31 protein-coding genes are annotated in these 25,998 nt (G+C 70.0%); 16 read left to right on the top strand and 15 right to left on the bottom strand.

The features are described from left to right. Window positions 1-14: 14 nt before the first annotated feature. Window positions 15-1,187, bottom strand: a complete 1,173-nt coding sequence (locus tag AORI_RS69270) for an acyl-CoA dehydrogenase family protein (RefSeq protein ID WP_016335977.1) — start codon at window positions 1,185-1,187, stop codon at window positions 15-17. Between the two features lie 70 nt (window positions 1,188-1,257). Next, entirely contained in the window at window positions 1,258-1,437 is a 180-nt protein-coding gene (locus AORI_RS69265; RefSeq protein WP_016335976.1) for a hypothetical protein, read from the bottom strand. Window positions 1,438-1,573: 136 nt separating this feature from the next. On the opposite strand from AORI_RS69265, the gene hisH reads away from it, so the two are divergent. From hisH to AORI_RS69250, 3 genes are all read left to right on the top strand, one after another. After that, on the top strand, window positions 1,574-2,197 hold the full coding sequence (gene hisH, locus AORI_RS69260) for an imidazole glycerol phosphate synthase subunit HisH (RefSeq protein ID WP_016335975.1): 624 nt from the start codon (window positions 1,574-1,576) through the stop codon (window positions 2,195-2,197). Between the two features lie 9 nt (window positions 2,198-2,206). Next, window positions 2,207-2,944, top strand: coding sequence for a bifunctional 1-(5-phosphoribosyl)-5-((5-phosphoribosylamino)methylideneamino)imidazole-4-carboxamide isomerase/phosphoribosylanthranilate isomerase PriA (gene priA, locus AORI_RS69255; RefSeq protein ID WP_007029948.1), 738 nt, complete (start codon window positions 2,207-2,209; stop codon window positions 2,942-2,944). An 80-nt stretch (window positions 2,945-3,024) separates the two neighbouring features. Further along, window positions 3,025-3,381, top strand: a complete 357-nt coding sequence (locus tag AORI_RS69250; protein WP_016335973.1) for a DUF1330 domain-containing protein — start codon at window positions 3,025-3,027, stop codon at window positions 3,379-3,381. Here the strand turns inward: AORI_RS69250 and AORI_RS69245 are convergent. The 9 genes from AORI_RS69245 to AORI_RS69205 form a co-directional block, all read right to left on the bottom strand. Continuing rightward, window positions 3,365-3,751 (bottom strand): PPOX class F420-dependent oxidoreductase, encoded by a 387-nt coding sequence (locus AORI_RS69245; protein ID WP_016335972.1) that lies wholly within the window; start codon window positions 3,749-3,751, stop codon window positions 3,365-3,367. The two genes, AORI_RS69250 and AORI_RS69245, sit on opposite strands and share 17 nt — an antisense overlap. A gap of 9 nt (window positions 3,752-3,760) precedes the next feature. After that, a complete protein-coding gene (locus AORI_RS69240; protein ID WP_016335971.1) occupies window positions 3,761-4,495 on the bottom strand; it encodes an ABC transporter permease in 735 nt (244 codons plus the stop codon). After that, window positions 4,492-5,217 (bottom strand): ABC transporter ATP-binding protein, encoded by a 726-nt coding sequence (locus AORI_RS69235; RefSeq protein ID WP_043848275.1) that lies wholly within the window; start codon window positions 5,215-5,217, stop codon window positions 4,492-4,494. Before AORI_RS69235 ends, AORI_RS69240 begins: the two co-directional genes overlap by 4 nt. Window positions 5,218-5,266: 49 nt before the next feature. After that, a complete protein-coding gene (locus AORI_RS69230; RefSeq protein ID WP_016335969.1) occupies window positions 5,267-5,827 on the bottom strand; it encodes a putative glycolipid-binding domain-containing protein in 561 nt (186 codons plus the stop codon). Next, window positions 5,824-6,747 (bottom strand): NADP-dependent oxidoreductase, encoded by a 924-nt coding sequence (locus AORI_RS69225; RefSeq protein ID WP_016335968.1) that lies wholly within the window; start codon window positions 6,745-6,747, stop codon window positions 5,824-5,826. Before AORI_RS69225 ends, AORI_RS69230 begins: the two co-directional genes overlap by 4 nt. Before the next feature lie 28 nt (window positions 6,748-6,775). Continuing rightward, window positions 6,776-7,774 (bottom strand): hypothetical protein, encoded by a 999-nt coding sequence (locus AORI_RS69220; protein ID WP_016335967.1) that lies wholly within the window; start codon window positions 7,772-7,774, stop codon window positions 6,776-6,778. Further along, entirely contained in the window at window positions 7,771-8,280 is a 510-nt protein-coding gene (locus tag AORI_RS69215; RefSeq protein ID WP_016335966.1) for an RNA polymerase sigma factor, read from the bottom strand. Before AORI_RS69215 ends, AORI_RS69220 begins: the two co-directional genes overlap by 4 nt. An 89-nt stretch (window positions 8,281-8,369) precedes the next feature. Continuing rightward, window positions 8,370-9,590: a phytase gene (locus AORI_RS69210; RefSeq protein WP_043848274.1), complete on the bottom strand. Its 1,221-nt coding sequence runs from the start codon at window positions 9,588-9,590 to the stop codon at window positions 8,370-8,372. Between the two features lie 10 nt (window positions 9,591-9,600). Further along, window positions 9,601-10,203 (bottom strand): TetR/AcrR family transcriptional regulator, encoded by a 603-nt coding sequence (locus tag AORI_RS69205; RefSeq protein WP_016335964.1) that lies wholly within the window; start codon window positions 10,201-10,203, stop codon window positions 9,601-9,603. Between the two features lie 38 nt (window positions 10,204-10,241). Between AORI_RS69205 and hisF the strand changes: the two genes are divergently transcribed. From hisF to AORI_RS69180, 5 genes are all read left to right on the top strand, one after another. Next, window positions 10,242-11,015, top strand: coding sequence for an imidazole glycerol phosphate synthase subunit HisF (gene hisF, locus AORI_RS69200; protein WP_016335963.1), 774 nt, complete (start codon window positions 10,242-10,244; stop codon window positions 11,013-11,015). After that, on the top strand, window positions 11,012-11,401 hold the full coding sequence (locus AORI_RS69195; RefSeq protein WP_016335962.1) for a hypothetical protein: 390 nt from the start codon (window positions 11,012-11,014) through the stop codon (window positions 11,399-11,401). The genes hisF and AORI_RS69195 overlap by 4 nt, the downstream gene beginning before the upstream one ends. Further along, a complete protein-coding gene (gene hisI / locus AORI_RS69190) occupies window positions 11,391-11,747 on the top strand; it encodes a phosphoribosyl-AMP cyclohydrolase (protein ID WP_016335961.1) in 357 nt (118 codons plus the stop codon). Before AORI_RS69195 ends, hisI begins: the two co-directional genes overlap by 11 nt. Before the next feature lie 3 nt (window positions 11,748-11,750). Continuing rightward, on the top strand, window positions 11,751-12,113 hold the full coding sequence (locus AORI_RS69185) for a DUF1304 domain-containing protein (protein ID WP_016335960.1): 363 nt from the start codon (window positions 11,751-11,753) through the stop codon (window positions 12,111-12,113). A 102-nt stretch (window positions 12,114-12,215) separates the two neighbouring features. Next, on the top strand, window positions 12,216-12,821 hold the full coding sequence (locus tag AORI_RS69180; RefSeq protein WP_016335959.1) for a hypothetical protein: 606 nt from the start codon (window positions 12,216-12,218) through the stop codon (window positions 12,819-12,821). A 33-nt stretch (window positions 12,822-12,854) separates the two neighbouring features. On the opposite strand, the gene AORI_RS69175 is transcribed toward AORI_RS69180, so the two are convergent. Further along, window positions 12,855-13,460, bottom strand: coding sequence for a TetR/AcrR family transcriptional regulator (locus tag AORI_RS69175; RefSeq protein ID WP_043848273.1), 606 nt, complete (start codon window positions 13,458-13,460; stop codon window positions 12,855-12,857). Window positions 13,461-13,555: 95 nt separating this feature from the next. On the opposite strand from AORI_RS69175, the gene AORI_RS69170 reads away from it, so the two are divergent. The 5 genes from AORI_RS69170 (at window position 13,556) to trpA (ending at window position 18,684) form a co-directional block, all read left to right on the top strand. Beyond that, complete coding sequence (locus AORI_RS69170; protein ID WP_016335957.1) at window positions 13,556-15,118, top strand: anthranilate synthase component I; 1,563 nt, start codon at window positions 13,556-13,558, stop codon at window positions 15,116-15,118. Continuing rightward, entirely contained in the window at window positions 15,111-15,668 is a 558-nt protein-coding gene (locus tag AORI_RS69165; protein ID WP_016335956.1) for a Trp biosynthesis-associated membrane protein, read from the top strand. Before AORI_RS69170 ends, AORI_RS69165 begins: the two co-directional genes overlap by 8 nt. A 192-nt stretch (window positions 15,669-15,860) precedes the next feature. After that, window positions 15,861-16,670, top strand: a complete 810-nt coding sequence (gene trpC / locus AORI_RS69160; RefSeq protein WP_005155232.1) for an indole-3-glycerol phosphate synthase TrpC — start codon at window positions 15,861-15,863, stop codon at window positions 16,668-16,670. Continuing rightward, window positions 16,667-17,896, top strand: a complete 1,230-nt coding sequence (gene trpB, locus AORI_RS69155; protein WP_046199846.1) for a tryptophan synthase subunit beta — start codon at window positions 16,667-16,669, stop codon at window positions 17,894-17,896. The genes trpC and trpB overlap by 4 nt, the downstream gene beginning before the upstream one ends. Next, the gene (gene trpA / locus AORI_RS69150; RefSeq protein ID WP_016335954.1) at window positions 17,893-18,684 is read left to right on the top strand and encodes a tryptophan synthase subunit alpha; all 792 of its coding nucleotides are present in this window, start codon (window positions 17,893-17,895) and stop codon (window positions 18,682-18,684) included. Before trpB ends, trpA begins: the two co-directional genes overlap by 4 nt. 97 nt (window positions 18,685-18,781) lie before the next feature. Here trpA and AORI_RS69145 read toward each other — a convergent pair whose 3' ends face one another. Beyond that, window positions 18,782-20,155, bottom strand: coding sequence for a glutamine synthetase family protein (locus AORI_RS69145; RefSeq protein WP_016335953.1), 1,374 nt, complete (start codon window positions 20,153-20,155; stop codon window positions 18,782-18,784). A 96-nt stretch (window positions 20,156-20,251) separates the two neighbouring features. Between AORI_RS69145 and AORI_RS69140 the strand changes: the two genes are divergently transcribed. The 3 genes from AORI_RS69140 to lgt are packed head-to-tail and all read left to right on the top strand — an operon-like array spanning window position 20,252 to window position 23,639. Beyond that, window positions 20,252-21,394: an amidohydrolase family protein gene (locus tag AORI_RS69140; protein WP_016335952.1), complete on the top strand. Its 1,143-nt coding sequence runs from the start codon at window positions 20,252-20,254 to the stop codon at window positions 21,392-21,394. Continuing rightward, window positions 21,391-22,560: a M20 metallopeptidase family protein gene (locus tag AORI_RS69135; protein WP_016335951.1), complete on the top strand. Its 1,170-nt coding sequence runs from the start codon at window positions 21,391-21,393 to the stop codon at window positions 22,558-22,560. Before AORI_RS69140 ends, AORI_RS69135 begins: the two co-directional genes overlap by 4 nt. A gap of 29 nt (window positions 22,561-22,589) precedes the next feature. Then, window positions 22,590-23,639: a prolipoprotein diacylglyceryl transferase gene (gene lgt, locus AORI_RS69130; RefSeq protein ID WP_016335950.1), complete on the top strand. Its 1,050-nt coding sequence runs from the start codon at window positions 22,590-22,592 to the stop codon at window positions 23,637-23,639. Between the two features lie 263 nt (window positions 23,640-23,902). Here lgt and AORI_RS69120 read toward each other — a convergent pair whose 3' ends face one another. Together AORI_RS69120 and AORI_RS69115 are read right to left on the bottom strand one after the other, a co-directional pair. Further along, entirely contained in the window at window positions 23,903-24,967 is a 1,065-nt protein-coding gene (locus tag AORI_RS69120) for an NAD(P)H-dependent amine dehydrogenase family protein (RefSeq protein ID WP_016335948.1), read from the bottom strand. A gap of 12 nt (window positions 24,968-24,979) precedes the next feature. Further along, window positions 24,980-25,765 carry an SDR family oxidoreductase gene (locus tag AORI_RS69115; protein ID WP_016335947.1) on the bottom strand — a complete coding sequence of 262 codons (786 nt, stop codon included), beginning with the start codon at window positions 25,763-25,765 and terminating at the stop codon, window positions 24,980-24,982. Window positions 25,766-25,998 lie beyond the last annotated feature (233 nt).

Below are 25,998 nucleotides of genomic sequence, written 5' to 3'. Positions count from 1 at the left end.
TTCCGGCGGACGGCTCAGCGGAAGGCGGCCAGCCCGGTGACCGACTGGCCGAGCGAGAGCGCGTGCATCTCCTCGGTGCCCTCGTAGGTCAGCACGGTCTCCAGGTTCGACATATGCCGCATCACCGGGTACTCCAGCGAGATCCCGTTGGCGCCGAGCATGCCGCGCGCGGTCCTGGCGACCTCCAGCGCGGAGCGGACGTTGGCGAGCTTGCCGAAGCTGACGTGGTTGTGGTGCAGCGTCCCGGCGTCCTTGAGCCGCCCGATCCGCAGCGCGACCAGCCCGGCGCGGTTGACCTCGACGACGAGGTCGGCGAGCTTGCGCTGGGTGAGCTGGAAACCGGCCAGCGGTTTGCCGAACTGTTCCCGGCTCAGCGTGTACTCCAGCGCTGACTCGTAGCAGGAACGAGCGGCGCCGACGACGCCGAACAGGATCCCGTAGCGCGCCTCGTTCAGGCAGGACAGCGGCCCGCGCAGCCCCCTGACCTCGGGGAACGCCGCCGAATCCGGCAGGCGGACGCCGTCGAGCACGAGTTCCGCGGTCAGCGAGGCCCGCAGCGAAAGCTTGTGCTTGACCTCGTTCGCGGTGAAGCCCGGCGTGTTCGTGGGGACGACGAAGCCGCGCACGCCCTCGTCGGTCTGCGCCCAGACGACCGCGACGTCGGCCACGGTTCCGTTGGTGATCCACATCTTCGTGCCGCTCAGCACCCAGTCGGAGCCGTCGCGCACCGCGCGCGTCCGCATGCTGCCGGGGTCGCTGCCGGCGTCCGGTTCGGTCAGGCCGAAGCAGCCGAGCGCCTCACCGGCGGCCATCCGCGGCAGCCACTCCTGCTTGTGCTCCTCGGTGCCCCATTTGTGGATCGCGTACATCGCCAGCGAACCCTGCACCGAGACGAAGCTGCGCAGCCCGGAATCGACGGCCTCCAGCTCACGGCAGGCGATGCCGTAGGCGACGGCGCTGGTCCCGGCACAGCCGTAACCCTCCAGGTGCATGCCGAGCAGGCCGAGCTGCCCGAACCCCTTGGCGAGCTCGGCGGCGGGCAGGGCGCCCGATTCGTACCATTCGGCGATGTTCGGCAGCAGCTGATCCTGCGCGTAGGAGCGCACGGCGTCCCGCATGGCCCGGTCCTCGGCGGAAAGCTCGGCGTCGAGATCGAGGAAGTCGCGCGGATCCGGGCTGCTGCTCATGCGTCACTCCTGGTCGGCTCGGTGGGCACCTTCCCAAGAAGAAAACCACACACTGGACCGGAGTCGGGTGTCAGCGATCGCGCCATCCGGTGGTCTTCGTCACCTGAACCGATGCCGTGGCCGTCCGGGCGGGGGCGGAGCGCCGCTTCTGCGCCGGGATCAGCAGCTCCGCGAAGGTAGGGAAAGGCACGCTGTCGATGTCCTCGCGCCACGCGTTGAGCAGGCGGGTCAGGTCGTCGGCGTCCTGCATCGTTCCTCCATAAGTGCAGGGCGGTCCTGCGCCGGCCTTTCACTCGGAGTCGCTATTACCCAGAAGAGTGAAGGTCGAAACAGGGAATCCGGGAAAAATCCGGTCCGCTAGCCTGGATGGCGTGGCTACTCCTCGCGTGGTGATCCTGGACTACGGGTCCGGCAATCTCCGGTCCGCCGAACGCGCCGTCGAGCGCGCCGGCGCCGACGTCGAGGTCACCGCCGACCCGCATGCCGCGCTCGAGGCGGACGGCCTGGTCGTCCCCGGTGTCGGCGCCTTCTCCGCCTGCATGGAGGGGCTGCGGTCGGTTTCGGGGGAGAAGATCATCGGCAAGCGCCTCGCCGGCGGCCGCCCCGTGCTGGGCATCTGCGTCGGCATGCAGATCCTGTTCGAACGCGGGGTCGAGCACGGTGTGGAGGCCGAAGGCGCCGGTGAGTGGCCGGGCACGGTCGACCGGCTGGAGGCCGACGTCCTCCCCCACATGGGGTGGAACACCGTCCGCGCGCCCGAGGATTCGCGGCTTTTCGCCGGGCTCGACGCGGACACGCGGTTCTATTTCGTGCACTCCTACGCCGCGCGGACCTGGGATCTGGATTCCGGCCTCGCCGGGCAGCAACCCAAGGTGACCTGGGCGAACCACGGCCAGGACTTCGTCGCCGCCGTCGAGAACGGGCCGCTGTGGGCGACCCAGTTCCACCCCGAGAAGTCCGGGGACGCGGGTGCGCACCTGCTGCGCAACTGGCTGAACACCCTCGCTTAGAGTGGGCGCGTGACTTTCACGCTCCTTCCCGCCGTTGATGTGGCCGATGGCCAGGCCGTGCGACTCGTCCAGGGCGAGGCCGGCACCGAGACCTCCTATGGCAGCCCGCTGGAGGCGGCGCTCGCCTGGCAGCGTGACGGGGCGGAATGGATCCATCTGGTGGATCTCGACGCCGCGTTCGGCAAGGGCTCCAACCGCGAGCTGCTCGCCGACGTCGTGGCGAAGCTCGACGTCCAGGTGGAGCTGTCCGGCGGCATCCGCGACGACGCCTCGCTGGAGGCCGCGCTGGCCACCGGCGCCCGCCGGGTCAACCTCGGCACGGCGGCGCTGGAGGACCCGGAGTGGACCGCGAAGGTCGTTTCGTCCTACGGCGACCGTGTCGCCATCGGGCTGGACGTGCGCATCACCGAGGCCGGGCACCGGCTGTCCGCCCGCGGCTGGACGCAGGACGGCGGTGACCTCTGGGAGGTCCTCGACCGGCTCGACCGCGACGGCGCGCAGCGCTACGTCGTCACCGACGTGAGCAAGGACGGCACGCTCCAGGGCCCGAACATCGACCTGCTCCGCGAGGTCGCCGCGCGTACCGACGCGCCGGTCATCGCCTCCGGCGGTGTGTCCAGTGTGGACGACCTTCGCGCGCTGGCCGCGCTGGCCCGCGACGGTGTCGAGGGTTCCATCGTCGGCAAGGCGCTCTACGCCGGCGCGTTCACCCTCCCCGAGGCGCTCGCGGCCGTCGCGGAGTTCTGAGCTTTACCTCCGGGGTAATCGACGCCACGCGCCCGCTCGGTCAGGATTCCTTCCAGGACAACGAAACCTGGGAGGACATCATGACCGCGTACGGAATCGCCCACCTTCGCCCCGCCGCCGTGCTGGCCGAAGAGGTCTTCGAGTACATGGAACGGATCCAGGCCACGCTCGATCCCTTCGGCGGCAAGTTCCTCGTGCACGGGAACGAGATCGAGGTCGTCGAGGGGGAGTGGCCGGGGGCGCTGGTGATGATCGGCTTCCCGAGCCTCGCCGTGGCCCGCGAGTGGTACGCGTCGGCCGCCTACCAGGAGATCCTGCACCTGCGGGCGGACCACATCCCGGGCGATCTGATCCTGGTGGACGGCTGCGGGCCGGACCACGACTCGGCGGCGATGGCGGCGGAGCTGCGGGCGGCTCAGCTCACTCGGCCAGCTTGACCGCGATCCCCACGGTCCGGTCCTTCGGCCCCCGCAGCCTGCTGAAGAACATCGTCACCCGGCCGGTGATCCCGTACTTCCGCGCGATCACCTTGCGCACCCGTTCGGTCTCGTCGAGGTCCAGCAGCCGCGCCTCGCCCGCGACGACGTCGCCGTGGGTCTTGTTGCCCCGGAAGTCGCAGGCCTGGACCTCGACCCGTCCGCTGTTGCGGATGCGCTTGACCTTGCCCGCCTTCCGCTCGGACCAGAGCACCAGTTCACCGCCGTCGCCCGCCGCCCAGACCGGCGTCGGCACCGGGGTGCCGTTCTTGCGGAAGGTGGTCAGGACGACGTACTTCTCGGCGGCGATCCGCTCGAACTCCGATCCCATGTGGAAAGTCTAGGCCGTCCGCCTGCGCAAGGTCGCCGCGCCGAGGACCAGCGCCGCCAGGGCACACGCTCCGACGATGATCAGATTCCGGATCAGCGTCGCGTCCACGGTGCCCGACGTGGTGACGCGGGTGAGCGCTTCGACGGCGTACGAAAGCGGCATCACGTTCGAAAGCCAGTTCAGGAGCCAGCCCATCTCCCCGCGCGGCACGAACAGGCCGCACAGCAGGATCTGCGGCAGCACGAACAGCGGCATGAACTGCACCGCCTGGAACTCCGTCCGCGCGAACGCGCTCACGAAGAGGCCGAGCGCCATCCCGAGAAGCGCGTCGAGGACGGCGATGAGCAGCAGCATCCCGATCGAGCCCGCGATGTCGAGGCCCAGCCAGGCGAGCGACACCCCGGCGGCGACGCCGACCTGCACGATCGCGATCGAGCCGAACGCGAGCGCGTAGCCGAAGAGCAGGTCCATCCTGCCGATCGGCAGGGTCATCAGCCGTTCCAGGGTGGCGGTGGTGCGCTCGCGCAGTGTCGTGATCGAGGTGATCAGGAACATGATCAGGAACGGGAAGACACCGAGCAGTGCCGGGGCGACGCGGCTGAACACCGCTTCGGAGTTGAAGACGAAGCGCAGCAGCACCATCAGCAGCGACGGGACGACGATCAGCATCGCGACGGTGCGCGGATCGTGCCGGAGCTGCAGGAGGATGCGGCGGGCAGTGGCCAGGGTCAAGGCGGGGTTCATGAGGGGCTCACCTCGGTCTCGCGGACCAGCCGCAGGAACGCCTGCTCCAGATCGGTCGTCCCGGTGCGCTCGCGCAGCCCGGCCGGGGTGTCGTCGGCGAGGATCCGACCTTTGCGCATGAGCAGCAGACGGTCGCATCGCGCGGCTTCGTCCATGACGTGGCTGGACACGAGCAGCGTCGCCCCGCCCTCGGCGAGACGGCGGAAAAGGGCCCAGAGTTCGTCGCGGAGCACGGGATCCAGGCCGACGGTCGGCTCGTCGAGGACGAGCAGTTCGGGCTTTCCGAGCAGTGCGACGGCGAGGTTGGCCCGGCTGTGCTGGCCGCCCGACAGGGCGCCGACGAGCTTGCCCGCGTGCTCGGTGAGTCCGACCTCGCCGATCACTCTGTCCACATCGGACACCGGAGCGCGGAGCACGGAAGCGAAGTAGCGCAAGGCTTCCGTGATGGTGAGGTCGGCGTAGATGGCCGGGTTCTGGGTGGCGTAGCCGATCAAGCGGCGCAGCGGCGGGCTGCCCGCGGGGTGGCCGAGCACGGTGACCTCGCCCGCGGCGACGATCTGCACGCCGACGATCGAGCGCATCAGCGTCGTCTTGCCGCAGCCACTGGGGCCGAGTAGGCCGGTGATCCGGCCGCGCGGCGTCGCGAAACCGATGTCCCTGACGACCTCACGGCCGCCGCGGATGACCCGCAGGCCGGTCACGGAGATCGCAGAATTAGTCATGTGTTTAATTCTGCACCCGTTGAGAAGCGAGAGTCAAGGGGTGCGGCGTTCAGGACAGCCGCACGGCGATGCCCGGGTAGTCGTGCACCAGCAGGTGCCGGTCGTAGCGCAGCACGCAGGAGAAATCGAAGACCGGTGCGGTATAGGCGAAATCGCGGTCACCGATCCGCTCGTAGCGCTGCTCGAGCCGCTCCACGGCGAGATCGCTCGCCCGGACGTACACGGCGGGCGCCCCGGCGGCGGCACCTGGCGCCAGGCCGAGCCGGTGCACCGGCAGCGTGTTCGTCATCGACGACGACTCGAGGTCCACGTCGAAACAGCCGTCGAGCCGTGGATTCGCGACCCCGTCCACCCGCCATCGTCCGTCGCCGCCGGATTCGAGCACCGTGCGCCGGGCGCCGCTCGCCGACCGGCCCGAGATCTCCGCCGACCGCGTATGCCAGCCGGCGTCGACGGTGATCGCGTACTCGACGAACCAGGATTCACCGTCCTCGACGGCCGTCGTGGCCCCGCTTATCCTCCAGCCGCCTTCGTGTTCTTGGAAGAACGCGACCTCGAGCCCGGTCCTGGCGTCCCGATGCAGCCAGCTCGCCGTCGCGGGAAGGCTCATGGGACCAGGACGAGCTTGCCCCGGACGTGGCCCGCTTCGCTCTCGTCCTGGGCCGCGGCCGCTTCGGCGAGCGGGTAGACACGGGCGATCGGCAGGTCGAGCTTGCCTTCTGCGGCGAGCGCGGCGCCTTCGGCCAGCGAGCCGGGCACCTGCTCGGCCGGGGATCCCGAGGTGAAGCGGACGCCGTGCTCGGCCGCGTCCGGCGCGGCGATGGTGATGACCCGCTTCGGGCCACCCGTCAGCTCGACGAGGGTGGCAAGCGAGCCACGCCCGGAGGCGTCGAACGACGCGTCGACCCCCTGGGGCGCGACGTCGCGTACGCGTTCGGCGAGTCCTTCGCCGTACTGGACCGGGACGGCGCCCAGCGAGCGCAGGTACTCGTGGTTCCCTTCGCTCGCGGTGCCCACCACGGTCAGCCCGCGCGCGACGGCGAGCTGCACGGCGATGGTGCCGACACCACCCGCGGCGCCGTCGATGAGCAGGGTCTCGCCCTTCTCGAGATCCAGCAGGTTGAGGGCGCGATAGGCGGTGTTGACGACAGCGGGCAGCGCGGCGGCCAGTTCCCACGAAAGCGACTCCGGTTTGGTGATCAGGCGCGCGGGATCCGCGAGGACGTACTCCGCGTATCCGCCCGCTCCGGAGCCGAGCACTTCGTCGCCGGCCGCGAAACCGGACACGCCCTCGCCGATCGCGTCGATCACGCCGGCGATGTCGCCACCGGGGACGGCCGGGAACTCCGTCGGGAAGGCGTCGGCCATCAGCCCGGAGCGGATCTTCCAGTCGATGGGGTTCACGCCCGCGGCCCTGACGGCGACCCGCACCTGACCGGGGCCCGGCTCGGGCAGCTCGCGCTCGAGGACGCGAAGGACCCCGGAGTCGCCGTATTCGGTGAACGCGATGGAGCGGTAGGTGTCCGTCATGCCGTCGACAACCCGCGCCCCTCCGTCACTATTCCGGTGCCTTCCCGAACCAGCCGAAGTCGCCGGGGATCAGCTGGATGTCGTTCGCGATGCCGAGCAGGGTGGCCTGGTCCCGTTTGCCGGACACGGTGAGCCAGCGCCCGCCTTCCACCTGGACGGCGACCGTTTCGTCCTCGTGTCCGAGCCGCCCGGTCCGTTCGGGCAGGGAGAAGCCGTCGGTCCCCCTGACCTTGAGCGGCACGGGCGCGGCGTCGCCCGAGTCCGGCCGTTCGGCGCGGAGTGACGCCCTGACGACCGCCGCCGCGGTGGGTTGCCCGGTGCGGGTGGCTTCGAGTTCGGTCGCGGCCCCGCCGACGGTCATGAACAGGTTCACGCCGGACAGTTCCAGGTCGGCGGGCAACCGGCCGAACCGCAGTTCGCCCGACACCCGGGCACGGTCGTCCCGGACCATCTCGTCCGCGATCCGCTGACCGACGTCGCGCGGGTTCTTCACCCCGATCAACGTCAAGCTCAGCAGATACGTGTCGTCGGGCGACCAGGTCAGCATCGTCCCGTCGCCGTAGACCTCCGCGACCATCCCGACGCGGCCGTGCACGATGATCTGGTTCGGCGCGGGCGCGATGGTCCACGGCCCGCGCCGGTCGTCCAGCGGTGTGGTGGTCAGCTGCACCTGCCCGGCCTCGCCGCTGCTCCACGTCCTGGTCTGCGGTCCGGGATAGGCCTTCGCGCTCCGGGTCAGCTCCTTGAAGCCGTCGGGCAACCAGCCGGGCTTGTACGGCAGCACCGTCCAGTCGGCGTTTCGCGGCGAGGCGGGGGTGACCGTGGTGTAGGCCCGCAGGCCCAGCGGGACGGCGAGCGCGATGATCGCGACCGCCGCCGCGACCAGTGCCAAGGCCATCGTCGGACGGCTCGACGGCCGTTGGGCCAGCACCTCGCGGATCTCGGCCCCGTCGGGCGCCCGCGTCGCCAGATGTTCGAGGCTCTCCCGGATCAGGTCCTCGGTGTGCTCGTCACTCAGTCGGGTCATTTGCGGGCTCCCGTGGGCTGCACGGACGGGGACGGCCCGGTTTCCCGCAGCGTCGCGAGCGCGCGCGAGATCTGGCTGCGCACGGTCGACGTCGCGCAGCGGAGCACCGCGGCGATCTCCTCGTCGGAGTAGTTCTCGTAGTAGCGGAGCACGATCGCGGCGCGTTGTTTGCGCGGGAGCTTCGCGAGCCGGTCCAGCATCGCGTCGCGTTCGTCGTACTCGATGGAGTGATCGGAGACCGGCGGGCTCACCAGGTCGAGCACTTCCGGCGACGACGGTGTCACCCGGCGGACCGCCAGCCGCCTTCGCCACGAGAGGTACTCGTTGGTCACCATCCGGCGGACGTAGGTCGGTGGCGAGTCGATCTTCGGCCAGCGTTGCTGAGCACGCAGCAGCACCTCCTGGACGATGTCCTGCGCCAGATACGGATCGTCGGTCAGGACGGTCGCGTAGCGCAGGAGCCCGTCCAGGCGATCCGCGACGAACTCGTCGAAGGTCGCAGGCACGTGTCCCCCTCAGCCGGTGGTCTCCCTCTAGGGACGCGCGAGACCACCCGGCTGATGCATCGGGAACGGAACTTTCTCGGTGAACACGATCACCGCACGGCGGTCTCCAGGCGGACGAAGGCGAATCCGGTCGTCGCGAGCTCTTCACCGGCGGGGTCGGTCGCCGCCGGGCGGCGTTCGCCGTCGTGCACCACCAGCAGGCCGTGCGGGAACAGCGGCCCCAGGGACTTCGTGGAGATCGCGGCGCCGTCGGAGTGCTCGACCGAGTCGGTCCCGTGTCCGGCGACGACCCGGAAATCACGCCGCGGCGTGCCTTCACGGTCGTAGACCACGAACCGGGAGTCGCCCTGGCTCGACGCGAGCAGCTTGCCGTCGGCCAGCGCCAGCCCTTCGGCGTCCGCCGTCAGCCACTTGCCGCCGAAACCGGGGTCGGGGCCGTCTGCGACGCATTCCTCGGTCGCCTCGTCGAACCGCTGCGGCACCCCGAACGACCGCACCTTGTCGATCAGTACCGGACGGCCGAAACCGGCTCCGTCCACCGGGATCCGCCAGATCCCGACGTCCTCCTGCGCGGTGTAGAGCACGCGGTTCGCGGTGTCGAGGATCGAACCTTCCAGCTGCGGCCGCTCGTCCGGTTCGCCGCAGGGCGACCACGTCTTCCCGTTCGGCAGCCGGAACTCCGACGGCAGGTCGATCGTGCCGATCGGCGCCGTGCCGACGGTGCCGTCCGCTTTGTCGACAAGTCGCAAGAGCGCCACCCGGGTCTCGTGGCGCCGGGTCACCGCGACCCAGCGCGCGCCGGTGCGCGGGTCGCGTCCGGCGGTGAGCCCGTACGCGGTCCGCTGTTCGTCCACTTCGGACTCCGACGCGGAGAAAACCGGTGGGGCGGCGGGATCCGTGACGTCACGCAGCACCCGCGAGCCGGCCGCGGCACCGGCCGGGTCGATCCGGTAGACGCGCACGCGGTCCCGGCCGCGGTCGCTCACCACGGCGAGATCGCCGACGACGTCGACGTTGTTGAACCGGCCGCCCGCGGGAACGGCGAGATGCTGCAACTGCCGCGCCTTCAGGTCGAACGCGGCCAGCCCGCCTTCCTTGAGCGTGCCGAGCACGACGCTGGCCGACGGATTCTTCGGGTGGACCCAGATCGCCGGGTCGTCGGCGTCGGCGTTCGCCGGGTCCGCACCGGCGTCGTCGACGTACGCCCTGGTCTGCGCCACGGGCGAGGGGTTCTGGCCCGCTTCGGCGGGCGCGGCGGCGAGCAGTGAGGCCGCCAGCAGGGGGAGGGGGAGGAGAGCAGCTATGCGCATCCTCGGGAAGCTAGCCGCGCGGAGTGACCGGGTGGTGAACGTCGGGGGTCAGGTAGTACTGCGCGACCGGCGCCAGCATCGCGACGATCTCGTCCTCCGAGGCGGCGGCCAGCGGCGGGAGCCCGATGACGTAGCGCAACAGCGCGAACCCGATCATCTGGGCGGCGATCCCGGCCACCCGGACCTTCGGCACGCCGCGTGCCTCGGCGACCCGCGCCAGCACCGCCCGCTCCAGGAACTGCCGCATCATGGTCGCGACCTGCTCGTTCGTGGTGGCGGACCGGATCATCGCCAGGAACGGCGCGCGGCCCTCCGGGGCCCGCCAGAGACCGAGGAACGCGCGGACGAGGCGTTCGCCGATCTCGTCCTCGGGGCCTTCGAGGATCCGGGGGACCAGCTCGCCCGGATCGACGGGCAGGTTCATCGACATGGCGAAGAGCCGTTGCTTGGTGCCGAAGAAATGGTGCAGCAGCGCGGCGTTGACCCCGGCGTCGGCCGCGATGCCGCGCACGGTCGCCCCGTCGTAGCCCTGTTCGGCGAACCTGCGCCGTGCCGCTTCGAGGATCACCTCCCGCGTCTCGGTCTGCCCCGGACGCCGCCCCGCCTGTGCCATTCCGCGAGCTTAGAACGCGCTTGACTACGCTTGTCCCCATGTCAGTCGCAGTCAGGGTCATCCCGTGTCTCGACGTCGACGCGGGCCGTGTGGTGAAGGGCGTCAACTTCGCCGACCTGCGCGACGCCGGCGACCCCGTCGAACTCGCCCGCCTGTACGACGCCGAGGGCGCGGACGAGCTCACGTTCCTCGACGTCACGGCCTCCTCCGGGGACCGTGAGACCACCTTCGACGTGGTCCGCCGGACCGCGGAGCAGGTGTTCATCCCGCTCACCGTCGGTGGCGGCGTGCGCACGAACGACGACGTCAACCGGCTGCTGCGCACCGGTGCGGACAAGGTGAGCATCAACACCGCCGCCATCGCGCGGCCGGAGTTCCTGCGCGAGGCGTCCCGCCGGTTCGGCGCGCAGTGCGTCGTGCTGTCGGTGGACGCGCGCCGGGTCCCCGAGGGCACCGAACCGACCCCGTCCGGCTTCGAGGTGACCACTCACGGCGGCCGTCGCGGCACCGGGATCGACGCCGTCGAATGGGCCGCGCGCGGCGAGGAACTCGGCGTCGGCGAGATCCTGCTCAACTCGATGGACGCCGACGGCACGAAGAATGGCTTCGACCTCGAACTCCTCACCCAGGTGCGCGCGGCCGTCCGCGTCCCGGTGATCGCCAGCGGCGGCGCCGGCGCGCTGGAACACTTCCTGCCCGCCGTCGAGGCCGGTGCGGACGCGGTGCTCGCGGCGAGCGTGTTCCACTTCGGACAGTTGAAGATCGGCGAGGTCAAGAGCGCGCTGCGCGCCGGGGGAGTCGTGGTCCGGTGATCCCGAACCAGTGGAAGGCCGCCACCGAGGTCAAGGTCGTCTGCGCGCTGCTGCTCGGGCTCGCCGTCGCGTACCTCGCGATGGCCGGGATCCTCATGTTCGCGCCGTATTCGTCCGCGCGGACGTTCCTGCTGCCGGGGACGTCGCTCGTGCTCGGCGGTCTCGTCGTGGCGGGGCTGGTGCTGAAGATGTCGTCCGCGCGGTTCGCCGGGTTCGCGGTCAGCTTCCTCTTCGGCTTGCTGCACGCGCTGTCGATGCTGGCGGCGGAACTCTTCTGGGTGAAGATCGTCTCCGGGATCCTCTTCGCCGGGTACATCTACACGGCGGTCCTGCTCAACTCGATGCCGGTGAAACGGCACCTTCTCGGAGCCACGAATGACGCTTGACCCCGCCCTGTCGGATCGCCTGAAGCGCAACGCCGACGGGCTGATCGCGGCCGTCGTCGTCGAACACTCCACATCGGACGTGCTGATGATGGCGTGGATGAACGACGAGGCGCTCGAACGCACGCTCACCACGCGGCGCGGCACCTACTACTCGCGCAGCCGCAAGGAACTGTGGGTCAAGGGCGAGACGTCGGGCCACGTCCAGCACGTGCGCGAGGTGCGGATCGACTGCGACGGCGATACCGTCCTGCTGCGCGTCGACCAGACCGGCCCGGCCTGTCACACCGGCACGCACACCTGTTTCGACACCGACGAACGGCTGCTGCTGGCCGACGAGAGCGAGTAATCCGTGAATGTCGTCGCCAACGTGCTGGTCGGCATCGTCGCGCTGATCCACCTGTACATCGTCGTGCTCGAGATGTTCCTGTGGACCACCCCGCGCGCTCGCGCCTCCTTCGGCACCACCGAGGAGTTCGCGAAGGCGAGCTCCGCGCTCGCGGCGAATCAGGGGCTGTACAACGGTTTCCTGGCCGCCGCGCTGATCTGGGGCCTGAGCGCGACCGGAAGCACGGCTTGGCAGTTCAAGATCTACGGCCTCGCGTGCGTGATCGTGGCCGGGCTCTACGGGACGGCGACGGCGAGCAAGAAGATCTTCTTCGTGCAGGTGGTGCCGGGCACGCTGGCGTTGATCGCGGTGCTGGTCGCGGGCTGACGCGCCTGCTCACTTGTACGCTCGGCCGAGGCTTGCGGTTGCCCTGGAGCGACACTGAACTCGTTATCCGGAAAGGCCGCTCTTCTCGATTAACCTCAGTGCATGAAACTGGGGCGAGGGAAAAAGAAGACCGACCGTCCGAGACGACGTCCAAGGGTCGCCGGGCGACCTCCCTTCGCCGAGGACCACGACTTCACCGAAAGCTTCGAGGCGCCGACGGTCCACGAAGAAGTGGCCAACCCCTTGATCGAAAAACTGTCGCTTCTCGAACAACGGGCGGCGGCTTGGGCGGTCTTCTGGATCGCATACTTCGTCGTGTGCCAGATAGTCTCCGAAGATCGCCGATTCGAGGTGCTCGCCCCGCTGTCCTTGGCGGCCGTCTACGGCATTCCGGCGTGTCTGTACGCGGCCTGGCTCTGGAAGAGTCGCCGCCGCTCCGCTGAGAAGACCGGCTTGCGCGAGGCCACGGCGACGGTCCGGCCGGGCTGGTTGTACCCCAGGATCGACGTCTATCTCGAGCGCGACTACAAGCTGCTCCAGACGCGCCGGTCACTGCGGATCGCTCCCCGTTTCAAGGGACTTCAGAAGGTCCCCGTCTTCATCGGTGGCGAGGACACGGACATGATCGTGATCTTCCCGCGGGGCCGGTTCTCGAAGGACACGCTCTACACGGTCCCTGTCAAGGAGATCGAACCGGACACGGCGTGAGCGAAGGCGTAACTCGCGTGATCGCCCGAAGGGTCAGTCGATGTCGCCGGTCAGGTAACGCTGCACAGTCGGTGCGATCGCGGTGACGAGCGGCTCGATCTCGCTCGAAGCCATCGGCTCGAATTTCGCGACGTAGCGCACCAGCCCCATTCCGACGAGCTGGGAGGCGCAGAGCGTGGTCCGCAGTTCGACGCGGTCCGAGCCCAGGCCGCCGATCACCTTCGTGAAGAAGTTCTGGAAGAAGCCGCGCAGCACGGCCGCGGCCTGCTCGTGCCCGGCGACGCTACGGACGAGGGCCTGGAACACCTCGCCGCCCGCGCCGTCCCATCGGGTGAGGAAGGTACGGACGATCCGCTGGCCGAACTCGTCGTCGGGTCCGTCGCGCAGCACCACGAGCAGTTCGTGCGGGTCGAAGGGGAGCTTCAGGATGGCTTGGGCGAACAGCCCTTCCTTGCTGCCGAACCAGTGGTTCACCATCGCCGCGTCGACCCCGGCCCGGGTCGCGATCGCGCGCACGGTCGCGCCGTCGAAGCCGCTCTCGCCGAACACCGCGCGCGCCGCTTCGATCAGCGCGGTCCGGGTGTCCTGTCCGCCGGGCCGCCGTCCCCGTCGCCGCACGGTAGTGTCTTCACCAGCCATGGCGTCATCATGAACGGACCCGGCCAGAAATTCAACAAACTTTGAATTCATCCCCCCGTCCCGGTCCGCCCGGCCGTTGCAGCACAATGAGCGACATGGTCAGCGCCGCAAACGCCAGCCCGTCGGGGCTCGGCTCGGTCAGCCCTTCGCGCGACGAGTTCCGCGCGCTCGCCGAGGGCCGTCGCGTCATCCCCGTTGTCCGTCGCGTGCTCGCCGACGGTGAGACCCCCATCGGGGTCTACCGCAAGCTCGCCGCCGACCGGCCGGGGACGTTCCTGTTCGAATCGGCGGAGAACGGCGCTTCCTGGAGCCGATGGTCGTTCATCGGCGTCGACAGCCCCGCCGCGCTGACCGTGCGTGACGGCCAGGCCGTGTGGACCGGCACCCCGCCGGTCGGCCTGCCGACCGAGGGCGACCCGCTCACCGTCCTGCGCGAGACCGTCGCGGCGCTCCACACCGAGCAGCTGCCCGGGATGCCGCCGCTCACCGGCGGCATGGTCGGCTACATCGGCTACGACGCCGTCCGCTGGCTCGAACGGCTCCCCGAGCTAGCCGAGCGTGACCTCGACATCCCCGAGCTCACCATGCTGCTGGCGACCGATCTGGCCGCCTTCGACCACCACGAGGGCACCGTCACGCTGATCGCCAACGCGGTCAACTGGGACGACTCGGCCGAGCGCGTCGACGCCGCGTACGACGACGCCGTCGCGCGCCTGAACGCGATGACCAAGCAGCTGCACGTCGCCGCCCCGGCCACGGCCGCGGTCTTCGACCGTCCCGCGCCCGAATTCACGCGCCGCCGGTCCAAGCCCGACTTCCACGCGGCCGTCGAGAAGGCCGTCGAGGCGATCAAGGCGGGCGAAGCGTTCCAAATCGTGCCGTCGCAACGCTTCGAGATCGAGACCCAGGCCGACGCGCTCGACGTCTACCGGGTACTGCGCACGTCCAACCCGAGCCCGTACATGTACCTGCTGCGCCTGGACGGTTTCGACATCGTCGGATCCAGTCCGGAGTCGCTGGTCACCGTGCGGGACGGCCGCGCGACCACGCATCCGATCGCGGGCACCCGCTGGCGCGGCGCCGATCCGGAGGAGGACGCGCAGCTGGCCAAGGACCTGCTCGCGGACGAGAAGGAGCGCGCCGAGCACCTGATGCTCGTCGACCTCGGCCGCAACGACCTCGGCAAGGTCTGCAAGCCCGGCACCGTGCGTGTCGTCGACTTCTTCGACGTCGAGCGCTACAGCCACGTCATGCACATCGTCTCCACGGTCACCGGGGAGCTCCTCGACGACAAGACGGCTTTCGACGCCGTCACCGCCTGTTTCCCGGCAGGAACGCTCTCGGGCGCGCCGAAGGTCCGCGCGATGCAGCTGATCGAGGAGCTGGAGCCGACCCGCAGGGCGCTCTACGGCGGCGTTGTCGGCTATCTCGACTTCGCGGGCGACGCCGACACCGCGATCGCGATCCGCACCGCGCTGATGAAGGACGGCACCGCGTACGTCCAGGCCGGCGGGGGAGTCGTCGCCGACTCGGTGGCCGACTACGAGGACAACGAGTCGCTCAACAAGGCCCGTACGGTGCTTTCCGCCGTCGCGGCGGCGCAGACGATGATCGCGGCGGACGAACTCGACCCGGCGGGTGACAGCACTCGTGTCTGACGCCCCGGCGAAGAAGGCCAAGCGTCCACTGTGGATCGCCGTGGTGGGCCTGCTGCTGGGCGCGGTCGCGCTGTGGGGTTCCTCGCGGCTGGTCTGGTTCGCGGAGTTCCGCGACGGTGGCGTGCGCGGCACCGTGCTGTACACGGAAACCGGTTCACAGCGCGCGGTTGCGCTGATTCCTCTCGCGTTGCTGGCGCTCGCCGGCACGGCCGGGCTGATCGCCACCGGTGGCTGGCCACGCCGGGTGCTCGGCGTGGTACTCGCCGTGTCCGGCCTCGCGGCGGTGTGGATCGGCGTGGCGGGCGGCTCGTTCAGCGGATTCGCCGACGGACTGCCCGTCGCCCAGATGCTGGGAGCCCGCGGTCTCGCGATCCTCGGGGGAATTCTCGTGACCGCGGGCGGGTTGGCAGCGATCAAGGGCGCGGGCCGGATGCCGCGCCTCGGCGCGAAGTATTCGGCGCCGGGGGCGAAGAAGAAGGCCGCGAAGGATCCGGAGACCGAGCTGTGGGAGGCGCTGTCCGACGGCGAAGATCCCACCGCGACACGGTGACGACGGCGGAATTCGCGGGTTTCGGAGATCTACGCCGGGAAAGATGACACGGTGGGCATTCGGAGTAACGGACATACCCGGAACCAGGCCGTATCCGTGCGGGGGTTAGCATCGTTTCGGCGGGAAGGGGAAGGTTTTTGTGAGCGACCTTGCGAAGGAATCCGTGAGTACGACGGCCGGTGAGGAACTCCGGTGAGCGTGCTCGAAGACATCGTCGCCGGCGTCCGTGCCGATCTCGCCGAGCGCGAGGCGGCTCTGCCGTTCGACGAACTGAAGAAGCGCGCGACCCAGGTCGCGCCCCCACGTGACGTCCTCGCGGCCCTGCGCGAGTCCGGTATCGGCGTCATCGCCGAGGTGAAGCGGCGCAGCCCGTCCAAGGGCGATCTGGCCGAGATCCCGGATCCGGCCGCGCTGGCGAAGGACTACGCCGACGGCGGCGCCCGGGTGATCAGCGTGCTGACCGAGCAGCGGCGGTTCGGCGGCTCGCTCGCCGACCTCGACGCGGTCCGCGCGGCGGTCGACATCCCGGTGCTGCGCAAGGACTTCATCGTCAGCCCGTACCAGGTCCACGAGGCGCGGCTGCACGGCGCCGACATGGTCCTGCTGATCGTGGCCGCGCTGGAGCAGAACGCCCTGATCGCGTTGCTGGACCGCGTCGAATCCCTCGGGATGACCGCGCTGGTCGAGATCCACAACGCCGAAGAGGCCGACAAGGCACTCGAAGCCGGCGCGAAGGTGATCGGTGTCAACGCCCGCAACCTGCACACCCTCGAGGTCGACAGGGACGTCTTCTCGCGGCTGGCTCCCGGCCTGCCGATGGACGTCTTCAAGATCGCCGAGTCCGGTGTCCGCGGCCCCGGCGACCTGATGTCCTACGCGGGTCACGGCGCCGACGCCGTCCTCGTGGGCGAAGGGCTCGTCGCTTCGGGAGACCCGAAGGGCGCCCTGGTCAAGCTCGTGACCGCCGGTTCGCACCCCGCTTGCCCGAGGCCTTCTCGATGAGCGTGGAGTACACCGAAACACCGCACGGCGAGCACGACCCGGACGGCCGGGGCTACTACGGCCCGTACGGCGGCCGGTTCATGCCCGAGGCCCTGATCGGCGTCGTCGACGAGGTCGCGGCGGAATACGACAAGGCGAGGACCGACCCGGACTTCGTCAACGAGTTCCGGCGCCTGCTGCGCGAGTACGCCGGCCGCCCGTCGCTGCTCACCGAGGCCAAGCGCTTCGGCGAGCACGCCGGCGGCGCCCGGATCTTCCTCAAGCGCGAGGATCTGAACCACACCGGTTCGCACAAGATCAACAACGTGCTCGGCCAGGCGCTGCTCACCAAGCGGATGGGCAAGAAGCGGGTCATCGCCGAGACCGGGGCCGGACAGCACGGCGTGGCCACCGCCACCGCCTGCGCGCTGCTGGACCTGGAATGCATCGTCTACATGGGCGAGGTCGACACCGAGCGGCAGGCGCTGAACGTCGCCCGCATGAAGCTGCTCGGCGCCGAGGTCGTCCCGGTGAAGACCGGTTCGCGCACGCTCAAGGACGCGATCAACGAGGCGCTGCGCGACTGGGTCACCAACGCCGACACCACGCATTACCTGTTCGGCACGGCGGCGGGCCCGTACCCGTTCCCGATGATGGTGCGGAACTTCCACAAGATCATCGGCGAGGAGGCCCGCGCCCAGATCCTGGAGCAGGCGGGCCGCCTGCCCGACGCCGTCGCGGCCTGCGTCGGCGGCGGGTCGAACGCGATCGGGATCTTCCACGGCTTCATCGACGACGAGTCGGTGCGCCTGGTCGGTCTCGAACCGGGTGGCGAGGGCATCGAGGGCAACCGTCACGGAGCCACGCTGACCAAGGGCACGCCGGGCAACCTGCACGGCGCGATGACGTACCTGCTGCAGGACGAGGACGGCCAGACCGTCGAATCGCACTCGATCTCCGCGGGCCTCGACTACCCGGGCGTCGGCCCGGAGCACGCGTGGCTCAAGGACAGCGGCCGTGCCGAGTACCGGCCGGTGACCGACGCCGAGGCGATGGACGCGTTCAAGCTGCTTTCGCGCACCGAGGGCATCATCCCGGCGATCGAGTCGGCGCACGCGCTGGCCGGCGCGCTGGTGCTCGGCCGTGAACTCGGCCCCGAGGGGCTGATCATCGTGAACCTGTCCGGTCGCGGCGACAAGGACATGGACACGGCCGCGAAGTACTTCGGCCTGGTGGAGAACGCATGAGCGCGCTGGACGACATCTTCGCGAAGACCCGGGCGGAGGGACGCGGAGCGCTGATCGGCTACCTCCCGGCCGGTTTTCCGACGGTCGACGGGTCCAAGGACCTGCTGGCCGCGGTGGTCGACGGCGGCGCCGACCTGGTCGAGGTGGGCGTGCCCTACTCGGACCCGGTGATGGACGGCCCGACCATCCAGGCCGCGTCGGTGAGCGCGCTCTCCGGCGGCTTCAAGCTCAAGCACCTGTTCGAGGTCGTCGAGTCGGTGTCGGCGCGCGGCGGCAAGGCCGTCGTGATGACCTACTGGAACCCGGTGCACCGCTACGGTGTCGACCGTTTCGCGCGGGACCTCGCCGCCGCGGGCGGGCTTGGGATGATCACCCCGGACCTGATCCCGGACGAGGCCGACGAGTGGATGGCCGCCTCCGAACAGCATGGTCTGGACCGGATCTTCCTGGTCGCGCCGTCCTCCTCGGAGGAGCGGATCGCGAAGACCGTCGCGGCCGCTTCCGGCTTCGTGTACGCCACCGCCGTGATGGGCGTGACGGGTGCTCGTGACCAGGTCGGCGTGCACGCCGAGGAGCTGGTCGAGCGGACCCGCGCGCATACGGAACTGCCGATCGGCGTCGGGATCGGCGTCCGGTCCGGCGAGCAGGCGGCGCAGGTCGCCGGGTTCGCGGACGGCGTCATCGTCGGCTCGGCGCTGGTGACGGCCGCGGCGAGCGGGACCGATGCGGTGCGCGAGCTTTCGGCCGAACTGGCCGCGGGTGTGCGGAAGGCCGTCGCCCCCGCTTGATCCTGACGTGGGCTGAAGGGGCCCTTCACCGCATGCGACGCAGTGAAGGGCCCCTTCACTGCGTCTGATGCGGGGAAAGCGTCCTTCAGCCCCTCGCTCAGTGCCGCCACCGCTGCGCTTCGGTGATCTCCTCCGGGCTCGCGTCCGCGAACCGCTCGATCTCCGCCCGTCGCACGTCCACGATCGTCGTCGCCAGCGGAGCGCCGAACGCGGCCGCCAGGTCCTTGTCCGCCTCGAACGCGGCGACGGCCTCCTCCAGCCGCTGAGGCAGGCGCTCGACCCCGCGGGCGGCGCGCTCCTCCTCGGTCAGGGTTCCGGGATCGACGTCGAGCGGCTCCGGCAGTGACGCGTCCTCGTCGACACCGGCCATCCCGGCGAACAGCAGCGCGGCCGCCAGCAGATACGGATTCGCGGTCAGGTCGAAGCATTTGACCTCGAGATTCGCCGCCGTCTCACGGTTCCCGGCGACGCCGCGCACCAGCCGCAGCGGCGTCTCCCGGTTCTCCAGCCCCCACGCGGTGTACACCCCCGCCCAGTGGTGCGGCTCCAGCCGCAGGTAGCTGACCACCGACGGAGCCCCGATCGCGAGCAGCGCGGGCAGCCGCTCCAGGATGCCCGCGCTGAACGACTCGGCGACCGGTGTCAGCCCGAAAACCCTTTCCCCGCCGGAGAAAAGGTTCCGTGCACCGTCCCAGACGCTCAGATGCACATGCCCGCCGTTGCCGACGCCGGCGGGCGCGAACTTCGGGGTGAAGGACGCCTTGAGCCCGTGCCGGTGGCTGAGCGCGCGGATCGTCTCCTTCGTCAGCACGGCGACGTCGGCCGCCCGCACCGGATCGGCCGCGGCGACGGACAGCTCGAACTGGCCGTCGGCGTATTCGGGATGGATCTGCTCCACTCCGACACCCTGTTGGTCCAAAGTGGACACGAGGGCGCGAAGATAGTCGGCGCGCTCGGAAAGCCTCGCGTAACCGTAGGCCGGGCCCGCCGTGGCCGACTTCGCGTCGTCCGGGGCGTCGGCGCCGGTGATCACCCATTCGATTTCGAAACTCATCCGCGCCCGCTGACCGCGTGCGGCGAGCCGGTCCACCGCGGTCGCGAGCAGGGCCCGCGGATCCTGCGGATGCGGCTCGCCCTCCTGGTCGAGTTTCGTCACCGGCGCCCAAGCCCAGCCGGGCTGCCCGGCGAGCACGGTCAGCGCGTCGAGATCCGGATGCAGCCGCAGGTCGCCGACCGGCCCGAGGGAATGCTCACCGCCGGTGATGACGTCGTCGAAACCGAAGAAATCGAAGGAATTCGAAGCGCCGACACCCCACGCGGCCGCCGACGGCAGCTTCCGCAGCGGCACCGCCTTGACCCGCGCGATCCCGGCGTTGTCCACGAAGGTCAGCGCCACGAGCTCGACACCCCGTGCCCGGAGTTCCCCGGTGAGGGCGGTCGCGCGGGCCGTCAGTGCTTCCCGGTTCACCATGGTTCCTCATCCTGGCCTGTTCTCCAGCCCCTTGCCACGCCCGGATCCGGCCATAGGGTGAGGCCGCACTCGTCGATCACGAGAAGGGACGCGCTCATGCCGGGAACCCCGATCCTGCCGTTCGTGGCCCGGACGCGGCTGGTGGACCACCACTGCCACGGCGTCGTCACCGGCGACCTCGGCCGGATCGAGTTCGAACAGCTGCTCACCGAGGCCGACACCGTCTCGTCACTGGGCACGACCCTGTTCGATTCGCTGATCGGGCTCGCCGTGCGGGCCCGCTGCGCTCCCGTGCTCGACCTGCCGCCGCACGTCCCCGCCGAGGTTTATCTGGCCCGCCGCGCCGAACTGGGCGCCACGGAGGTCAACGCGCGGTTCCTGCGCGCCACCGGCACGACCGAGTTCCTGCTCGACGGCGGTTTCCTGCCGGACACGCTGACCACGACGGAGCAGTTCGCGGCCTTGTCCGGCGCTCGCGCGCGGGACATCGTCCGCCTCGAACAGGTCGCCGAAACGGTGATCGGAGCGACCGGCGCCGCCGGATTCGCCGAAGCCTTCACCGGCGAACTGGCGAAACGCGCCACGACGGCCGTCGGGTTCAAATCCATCGCCGCCTACCGGGTCGGCCTCGACCTGGCGGAGGAGAGGCCCACGGACGCCGAAGTCACCGAAGCGGCGGGCCGCTGGCTCGCGCGGATCGAGGCGGGCGAACCGGTCCGGCTCGCGGACGAGGTGCTGCACCGGTTCCTGATCTGGACCGGGATCGACCTGGCGTTGCCGATCCAGTTCCACGTCGGGTTCGGCGATTCCGACGTCGACCTGCATCGCTGCGATCCGCTGCTGCTCACCGCGCTGCTGCGGGCCACCCGGTCACACGGGGTGCCCATCATGCTGCTGCACAACTATCCCTTCCACCGGAACGCCGCGTATCTGGCACAGGTGTTCGAGCACGTGTTCGTCGACGTGGGACTCGCGACGCACAACGCCGGTCATCGTGCGCCCGCGATCATCGCGGAGACAATGGAGATCGTGCCGTTCGGGAAGCTGCTGTTCTCCACGGACGCGTTCGGGCTGGCCGAGCTGTACCACCTCGGTACCGCGCTGTTCCGGCAAGGACTGTCCGACTTCCTGTACGCGGGGCTCACTGCGGACGTACTGTCCGAAGTGGACGCGCATCGGATAGCGGCGCTGGTGGGGCACCGCAACGCCGAACGGGTGTACGGGCTGGAGGGGACATGACGGAGCTGGACGAACTGCACGACCGGTGGGAGGCCGCGGTCGAAGCGGAGCTGCCATCCGCGATCGAACTGCGGCACCGGGTGCACGCCGACCCCCGGGCGTCGGGGGACGAGGAGGACACCGCGCGCGTCGTCGTCGAGGCGCTGGGCATCGACGACGGGGTCCGGGTCGCGAAGACCGGGCGCGCCGTGCTGCTCCCCGGGACCCGGCCGGGACCGGCCGTGGCGCTGCGTACCGAACTGGACGCGCTGCCGGTCAGCGAGCGCACCGGGATCCCGTGGGCCTCGGAGACGCCGCTGATGCACGCGTGCGGACACGACGTGCACATGGCCGCGCTCGTCGCCACCTGCCGCGCGGCCGCCGCCGTCGGGGTGCCGCGGCCGCTCGTCGCGCTCCTGCAGCCGCGTGAGGAGACGTCGCCGTCCGGCGCGCTGGACATCGTCGAGTCGGGCGTGCTCACCGAGTACGGCGTCGAGTCGGTGATCGGCGCGCACGTCCAGCCCCGGCTCGCGGCGGGCGTGGTGTCGGCGGTGCCGGGACCGGTCAACGCCTCCACCGACGAGTTCGACATCGTCGTCCGCGGCCAGGGCGGGCACGCCGGGTACCCGCATCTGCTGCGGGACCCGATCCTCGCGCTCAGCCAGATCGTGGTGAGCCTGCAGCAGCTCGCGAGCCGCCGGGTCGACCCGGTGTTCGGCGCGGTCTGCTCGGTCGGCCGGATCGAAGCCGGGACCACGGCGAACGTCGTGCCGAACGAGGCCCGTCTGTCGGGCTCGCTGCGGCTGATGCGTGCCGAAGACCGCGACCTCGCGCTGGAGGGGCTCGCCGAGGTCGTCCACGGAACCGCGAAGGCGCACGGCTGCCGGGCGGAACTCGAGATCAGCCCGTGCGAACCGGTGCTGCACAACGACGCCGGGCTCACCCAGCGCGCGCACCGGCGGCTCGTCCGGACCGGGGTGGCCGTGGACACCGAATTCCGGTCGTTCGGCGCCGACGACTTCGCGCACTACTGCGGGATGTCGCGCGGGCTGATGATGTTCGTCGGCCTCGGCGACACCGCGGGCGCGCCGAGCCTGCACGACGAGGTGTTCCTGCCACCCGACGCCGCCGTCGGGCAGGTCGCGTCGGCGCTGATCGCGGGCTATTTGGCCGCCGTCGAGGGCTGACGCCCCCAAGAAGTCGATGAAGCGCTACGGTGGCCGACGTGAATACCGCCTCGGCAGCGTTCCTCGCGACCATCCCCAGCCCCGACCAGGGCGTCTGGCATATCGGGCCGATCCCGATCCGGGCCTACGCGCTCTGCATCATCGCCGGCATCATCGTGGCGATCTGGCTGGGCGAGCGACGCTGGGTGAACCGCGGCGGCACGAAGGGCACCGTCATCGACGTCGCCGTCTTCGCGGTGCCGTTCGGCCTGGTCGGCGGCCGGTTGTACCACGTCATCACCGACAACCAGCTGTACTTCGGCGAGGGCAAGAACCCGCTCAACGCGCTGAAGATCTGGGACGGCGGCCTCGGGATCTGGGGCGCCATCGCGCTCGGCGCCGTCGGCGCGCTGATCGCCTGCCGCCGCCGGGGCATCCCGCTGCCCGCGATGGCGGACGCGCTCGCGCCGGGGATCGTGATCGCGCAGGCGATCGGGCGGCTCGGCAACTACTTCAACCAGGAGCTCTACGGCGCGCACACCGATCTGCCGTGGGGCCTGGAGATCTACCAGCGCTACAACCCGACCAACCCGGACGACTTCCTGAACGGCGTCGCGATCGGGCACGTCCCGCTGCCGGACAGCCCGGTGCACCCGACGTTCCTCTACGAGCTGCTCTGGAACCTCGGTGTCGCGCTGCTGGTCATCTGGGCGGACAAGAAGTTCCGCCTCGGCCACGGCCGGGTGTTCGCGCTGTACGTCGCCGGGTATACCGCTGGCCGGTTCTGGATCGAGATGATGCGGACCGACACCGCGAACCACATCCTCGGCCTGCGGGTCAACGTGTGGACCTCGATCCTGCTGTTCGCCGCGGCGATCGCGTACTTCGTCCTCGCCGCCAAACGGGGGCCGAGGGAAGCGCCGGAAACGCTGTGGAGCAAGGACGTGCCGCGCGAGGACGCCGACTCCGACTCCGCTTCGGCCTCCGCTTCGGCCGACTCCGGTGAGTCGCACGCGGAGGTCGCCGCGGCTCCGGACACGGTCCGGGACTCCGCCGCCGACAAGGCGACCGAGGACCCGAAGCCGGACGCCGAGAAGTAGCGCTCCGCCCTCCGTCGCGAGTGCCATGAAAGGTCCTTTCCTTGCAAATTTTGCAAGGAAAGGACCTTTCATGGCATCGGGGACTCGCCGCGGTGAGTCGCGTGACCAGACGGACGACACATGTGTCCAGACGGACGACACGCGTGATCAGGTGGACGGCACGCGCCAGGACCTGGCTACGGCCCGTGCCGTCGATCCCGTCACGCGTGTCGTCCGTCTGATCACACGTGTCGTCCACGCAGTCACGTGAAAGTGCCGCCGCCTCAGGGAGTCACCAGGCCCCGGCCAGTCACCAAAGGCAGGTCCAGCGCCGTCAGCAGCCCGGCCGGAGCCGCCACCACCGCCGGGATCGCGTTCACCAGCCGCATCGCGGTCGCCTTCAGCCCGGCGGTGTTGTGGTCACCGTCGGTCCCGACCAACCGCAGGTCCAGTTCATACCGAGGCTCGCCGGTCACCTGGACGCGGTAGCAGCCCTGCCCGGTCGGCTGCGGCCAGTCCGGCCCGAGGTCGCCGCGCAGCCGCGTGATGTGCTCCAGCACGCACACCGCCCGCCCGCCGCGCATTCCGCGCACTTCGAACCGCAGTGCCGCCGCCGTGCCCTCCTTGATGGTTCCCGAGGCGATCTCGAACGTCTCAGGCGCCGGGAGCCGCTCGTAGGCCTCCTCGACGGCGTCGAGCTCGACGTCCAGCCCGGCCGCGAGCTGCCGTACGACGCTGCCCCAGGCCAGCGACAGCACGCCGGGCTGCAGCAGCAGCGGCAGGTCGTCCATCTCGCGGCCGAAGCCCATGATGTCGAACAGCACCTTGCCGTTGTCGTACGTCGAATAGTCGAGGATCTCCAGGCAGCGCACCTCGTCGATCCGCTCGCACACGCCGGTGAGCACCAGCGGTAACCAGTCGTTGGCGAAGCCGGGGTCAACACCGTTGACCCACAGCGAAGCGCCGCCTTCGCGGGCCGCTTCGCGGATCGGCTCGATCATCTCCGGCGGCACGACACCTTCGGGGTACTGGAGGAACACCGGGCTGCTGGACACCACGTTGATCCCCGCGTGCAGGAAGCGTTTCAGGTCCTCGACGGCCTCGACGAGCCTGTCGTCGGCCATCGCCGTGTAGAGCACGCAATCCGGCTTCAGCGCGATGAGTGCGTCCGCGTCGGTGGTGGCCGCGACGCCGAGCAGGCGCCCGAGCCCGGCCAGTTCCCCGGCGTCCACGCCCGCCTTGGCCTCGCTGGAGACCCAGACCCCGGCGAGTTCGAGATCGGGCCGAGCGGCTATCCCGGCCAGCGCGTGGCGGCCGACGTTCCCGGTACTCCACTGGACCACGCGCAAAGCGTTCGCCTCCTATAGATCGGGCAGACCGAGCTCCAGATTCGGCGCCTGCAGCCCACCGTCGACTTCGATGATCTTGCCGGTGACGTACCGGCCCGCGCCCGACGCCAGGAACACGACAGTGGCCGCGATGTCCTCGGCCTCGCCGATCCGGCGCAGGGGAGTGGCGGCCTCCATCCGGGCGCGCAGCTCGTCGTTGCCCACCACCACTTCGAGCGCGGAGGTCGCCACCGAGCCGACCGAGATCGCGTTCACCCGCACCTTCGGCGCGAGGTCGGCCGCGGCGAGCCGGGTGTAGTGCGCCAGCGCGGCCTTCGCCGTGCCGTACGCGGCGAAACCACGGCCGGTCACGCGGCCCATGACCGACGAGATGTTGACGACCGAGCCGCCCGACTCCAGTAAGGACGGTGCCGCCGCGACGGTCAGCGCGTGCGCGGTGGAGACGTTGAAGCGAAAGGCTTCTTCGAGGAAGTCCGCGGTGGTTTCCAGCAGCGGCCGTGGATACGTGCCGCCGACGTTGTTGACGACCAGGTCCAGCCGCCCGAACTCCGCCTTCGCGATACGCGCCAGCTCGCCGGCGGCGGCCGGGTCGCTCAGATCGGCGGGCACCACGTGGGCGCGCCTGCCGGTGGCGGCGACCAGGGCGGCCACGTCTTCGAGCTGGGTTTCGGTGCGGGAGGAGATCACCACGTCGGCGCCGGCCTCGGCGAGCGCCACGGCGGTCGCCGCGCCGATCCCGCGTCCGGCGCCGGTGACCACGGCGACCTGGTCGGTGAGCCGGAAACGGTCCAGGATCATGGCCGGAACTGTAACACGTTCTATTTCCGGTGTCCTGGGCTCGCGCCGGGCGCCGTGAGTGACTAGGGTCGCCTCACCGCTTCTCGTGACATCCCGGAACAGGACATATACTTAGCGGAACGAACTACTGTGACCTCATCAGGAACTGTGTCGTTCCGGGCGTCCAGATCGTTACCCATCGGCGGGCTTTCGCGCCCGCCGAATTGATGCCTACGTGTTTCACAGGTGTTAAA

Origin of the sequence: Amycolatopsis keratiniphila, assembly GCF_000400635.2 — a bacterium.
GTDB lineage: Bacteria > Actinomycetota > Actinomycetes > Mycobacteriales > Pseudonocardiaceae > Amycolatopsis > Amycolatopsis keratiniphila.
Note: the sequence above shows the minus strand (reverse complement) of the source record. Positions and strands in the feature narration are given on the sequence as shown.

Coding starts and splice junctions, on each gene's coding strand:
- AORI_RS69270 (WP_016335977.1), bottom strand. CDS start 1,187: ATGAGCAGCAGCCCGGATCCGCGCGACTTCCTCGATCTCGACGCCGAG.
- AORI_RS69265 (WP_016335976.1), bottom strand. CDS start 1,437: ATGCAGGACGCCGACGACCTGACCCGCCTGCTCAACGCGTGGCGCGAG.
- AORI_RS69250 (WP_016335973.1), top strand. CDS start 3,025: ATGACCGCGTACGGAATCGCCCACCTTCGCCCCGCCGCCGTGCTGGCC.
- AORI_RS69245 (WP_016335972.1), bottom strand. CDS start 3,751: ATGGGATCGGAGTTCGAGCGGATCGCCGCCGAGAAGTACGTCGTCCTG.
- AORI_RS69240 (WP_016335971.1), bottom strand. CDS start 4,495: ATGAACCCCGCCTTGACCCTGGCCACTGCCCGCCGCATCCTCCTGCAG.
- AORI_RS69235 (WP_043848275.1), bottom strand. CDS start 5,217: ATGACTAATTCTGCGATCTCCGTGACCGGCCTGCGGGTCATCCGCGGC.
- AORI_RS69230 (WP_016335969.1), bottom strand. CDS start 5,827: ATGAGCCTTCCCGCGACGGCGAGCTGGCTGCATCGGGACGCCAGGACC.
- AORI_RS69225 (WP_016335968.1), bottom strand. CDS start 6,747: ATGACGGACACCTACCGCTCCATCGCGTTCACCGAATACGGCGACTCC.
- AORI_RS69220 (WP_016335967.1), bottom strand. CDS start 7,774: ATGACCCGACTGAGTGACGAGCACACCGAGGACCTGATCCGGGAGAGC.
- AORI_RS69210 (WP_043848274.1), bottom strand. CDS start 9,590: ATGCGCATAGCTGCTCTCCTCCCCCTCCCCCTGCTGGCGGCCTCACTG.
- AORI_RS69205 (WP_016335964.1), bottom strand. CDS start 10,203: ATGGCACAGGCGGGGCGGCGTCCGGGGCAGACCGAGACGCGGGAGGTG.
- hisF (WP_016335963.1), top strand. CDS start 10,242: ATGTCAGTCGCAGTCAGGGTCATCCCGTGTCTCGACGTCGACGCGGGC.
- hisI (WP_016335961.1), top strand. CDS start 11,391: ATGACGCTTGACCCCGCCCTGTCGGATCGCCTGAAGCGCAACGCCGAC.
- AORI_RS69180 (WP_016335959.1), top strand. CDS start 12,216: ATGAAACTGGGGCGAGGGAAAAAGAAGACCGACCGTCCGAGACGACGT.
- AORI_RS69175 (WP_043848273.1), bottom strand. CDS start 13,460: ATGGCTGGTGAAGACACTACCGTGCGGCGACGGGGACGGCGGCCCGGC.
- AORI_RS69170 (WP_016335957.1), top strand. CDS start 13,556: ATGGTCAGCGCCGCAAACGCCAGCCCGTCGGGGCTCGGCTCGGTCAGC.
- trpB (WP_046199846.1), top strand. CDS start 16,667: ATGAGCGTGGAGTACACCGAAACACCGCACGGCGAGCACGACCCGGAC.
- trpA (WP_016335954.1), top strand. CDS start 17,893: ATGAGCGCGCTGGACGACATCTTCGCGAAGACCCGGGCGGAGGGACGC.
- AORI_RS69145 (WP_016335953.1), bottom strand. CDS start 20,155: ATGGTGAACCGGGAAGCACTGACGGCCCGCGCGACCGCCCTCACCGGG.
- AORI_RS69140 (WP_016335952.1), top strand. CDS start 20,252: ATGCCGGGAACCCCGATCCTGCCGTTCGTGGCCCGGACGCGGCTGGTG.
- AORI_RS69135 (WP_016335951.1), top strand. CDS start 21,391: ATGACGGAGCTGGACGAACTGCACGACCGGTGGGAGGCCGCGGTCGAA.
- AORI_RS69115 (WP_016335947.1), bottom strand. CDS start 25,765: ATGATCCTGGACCGTTTCCGGCTCACCGACCAGGTCGCCGTGGTCACC.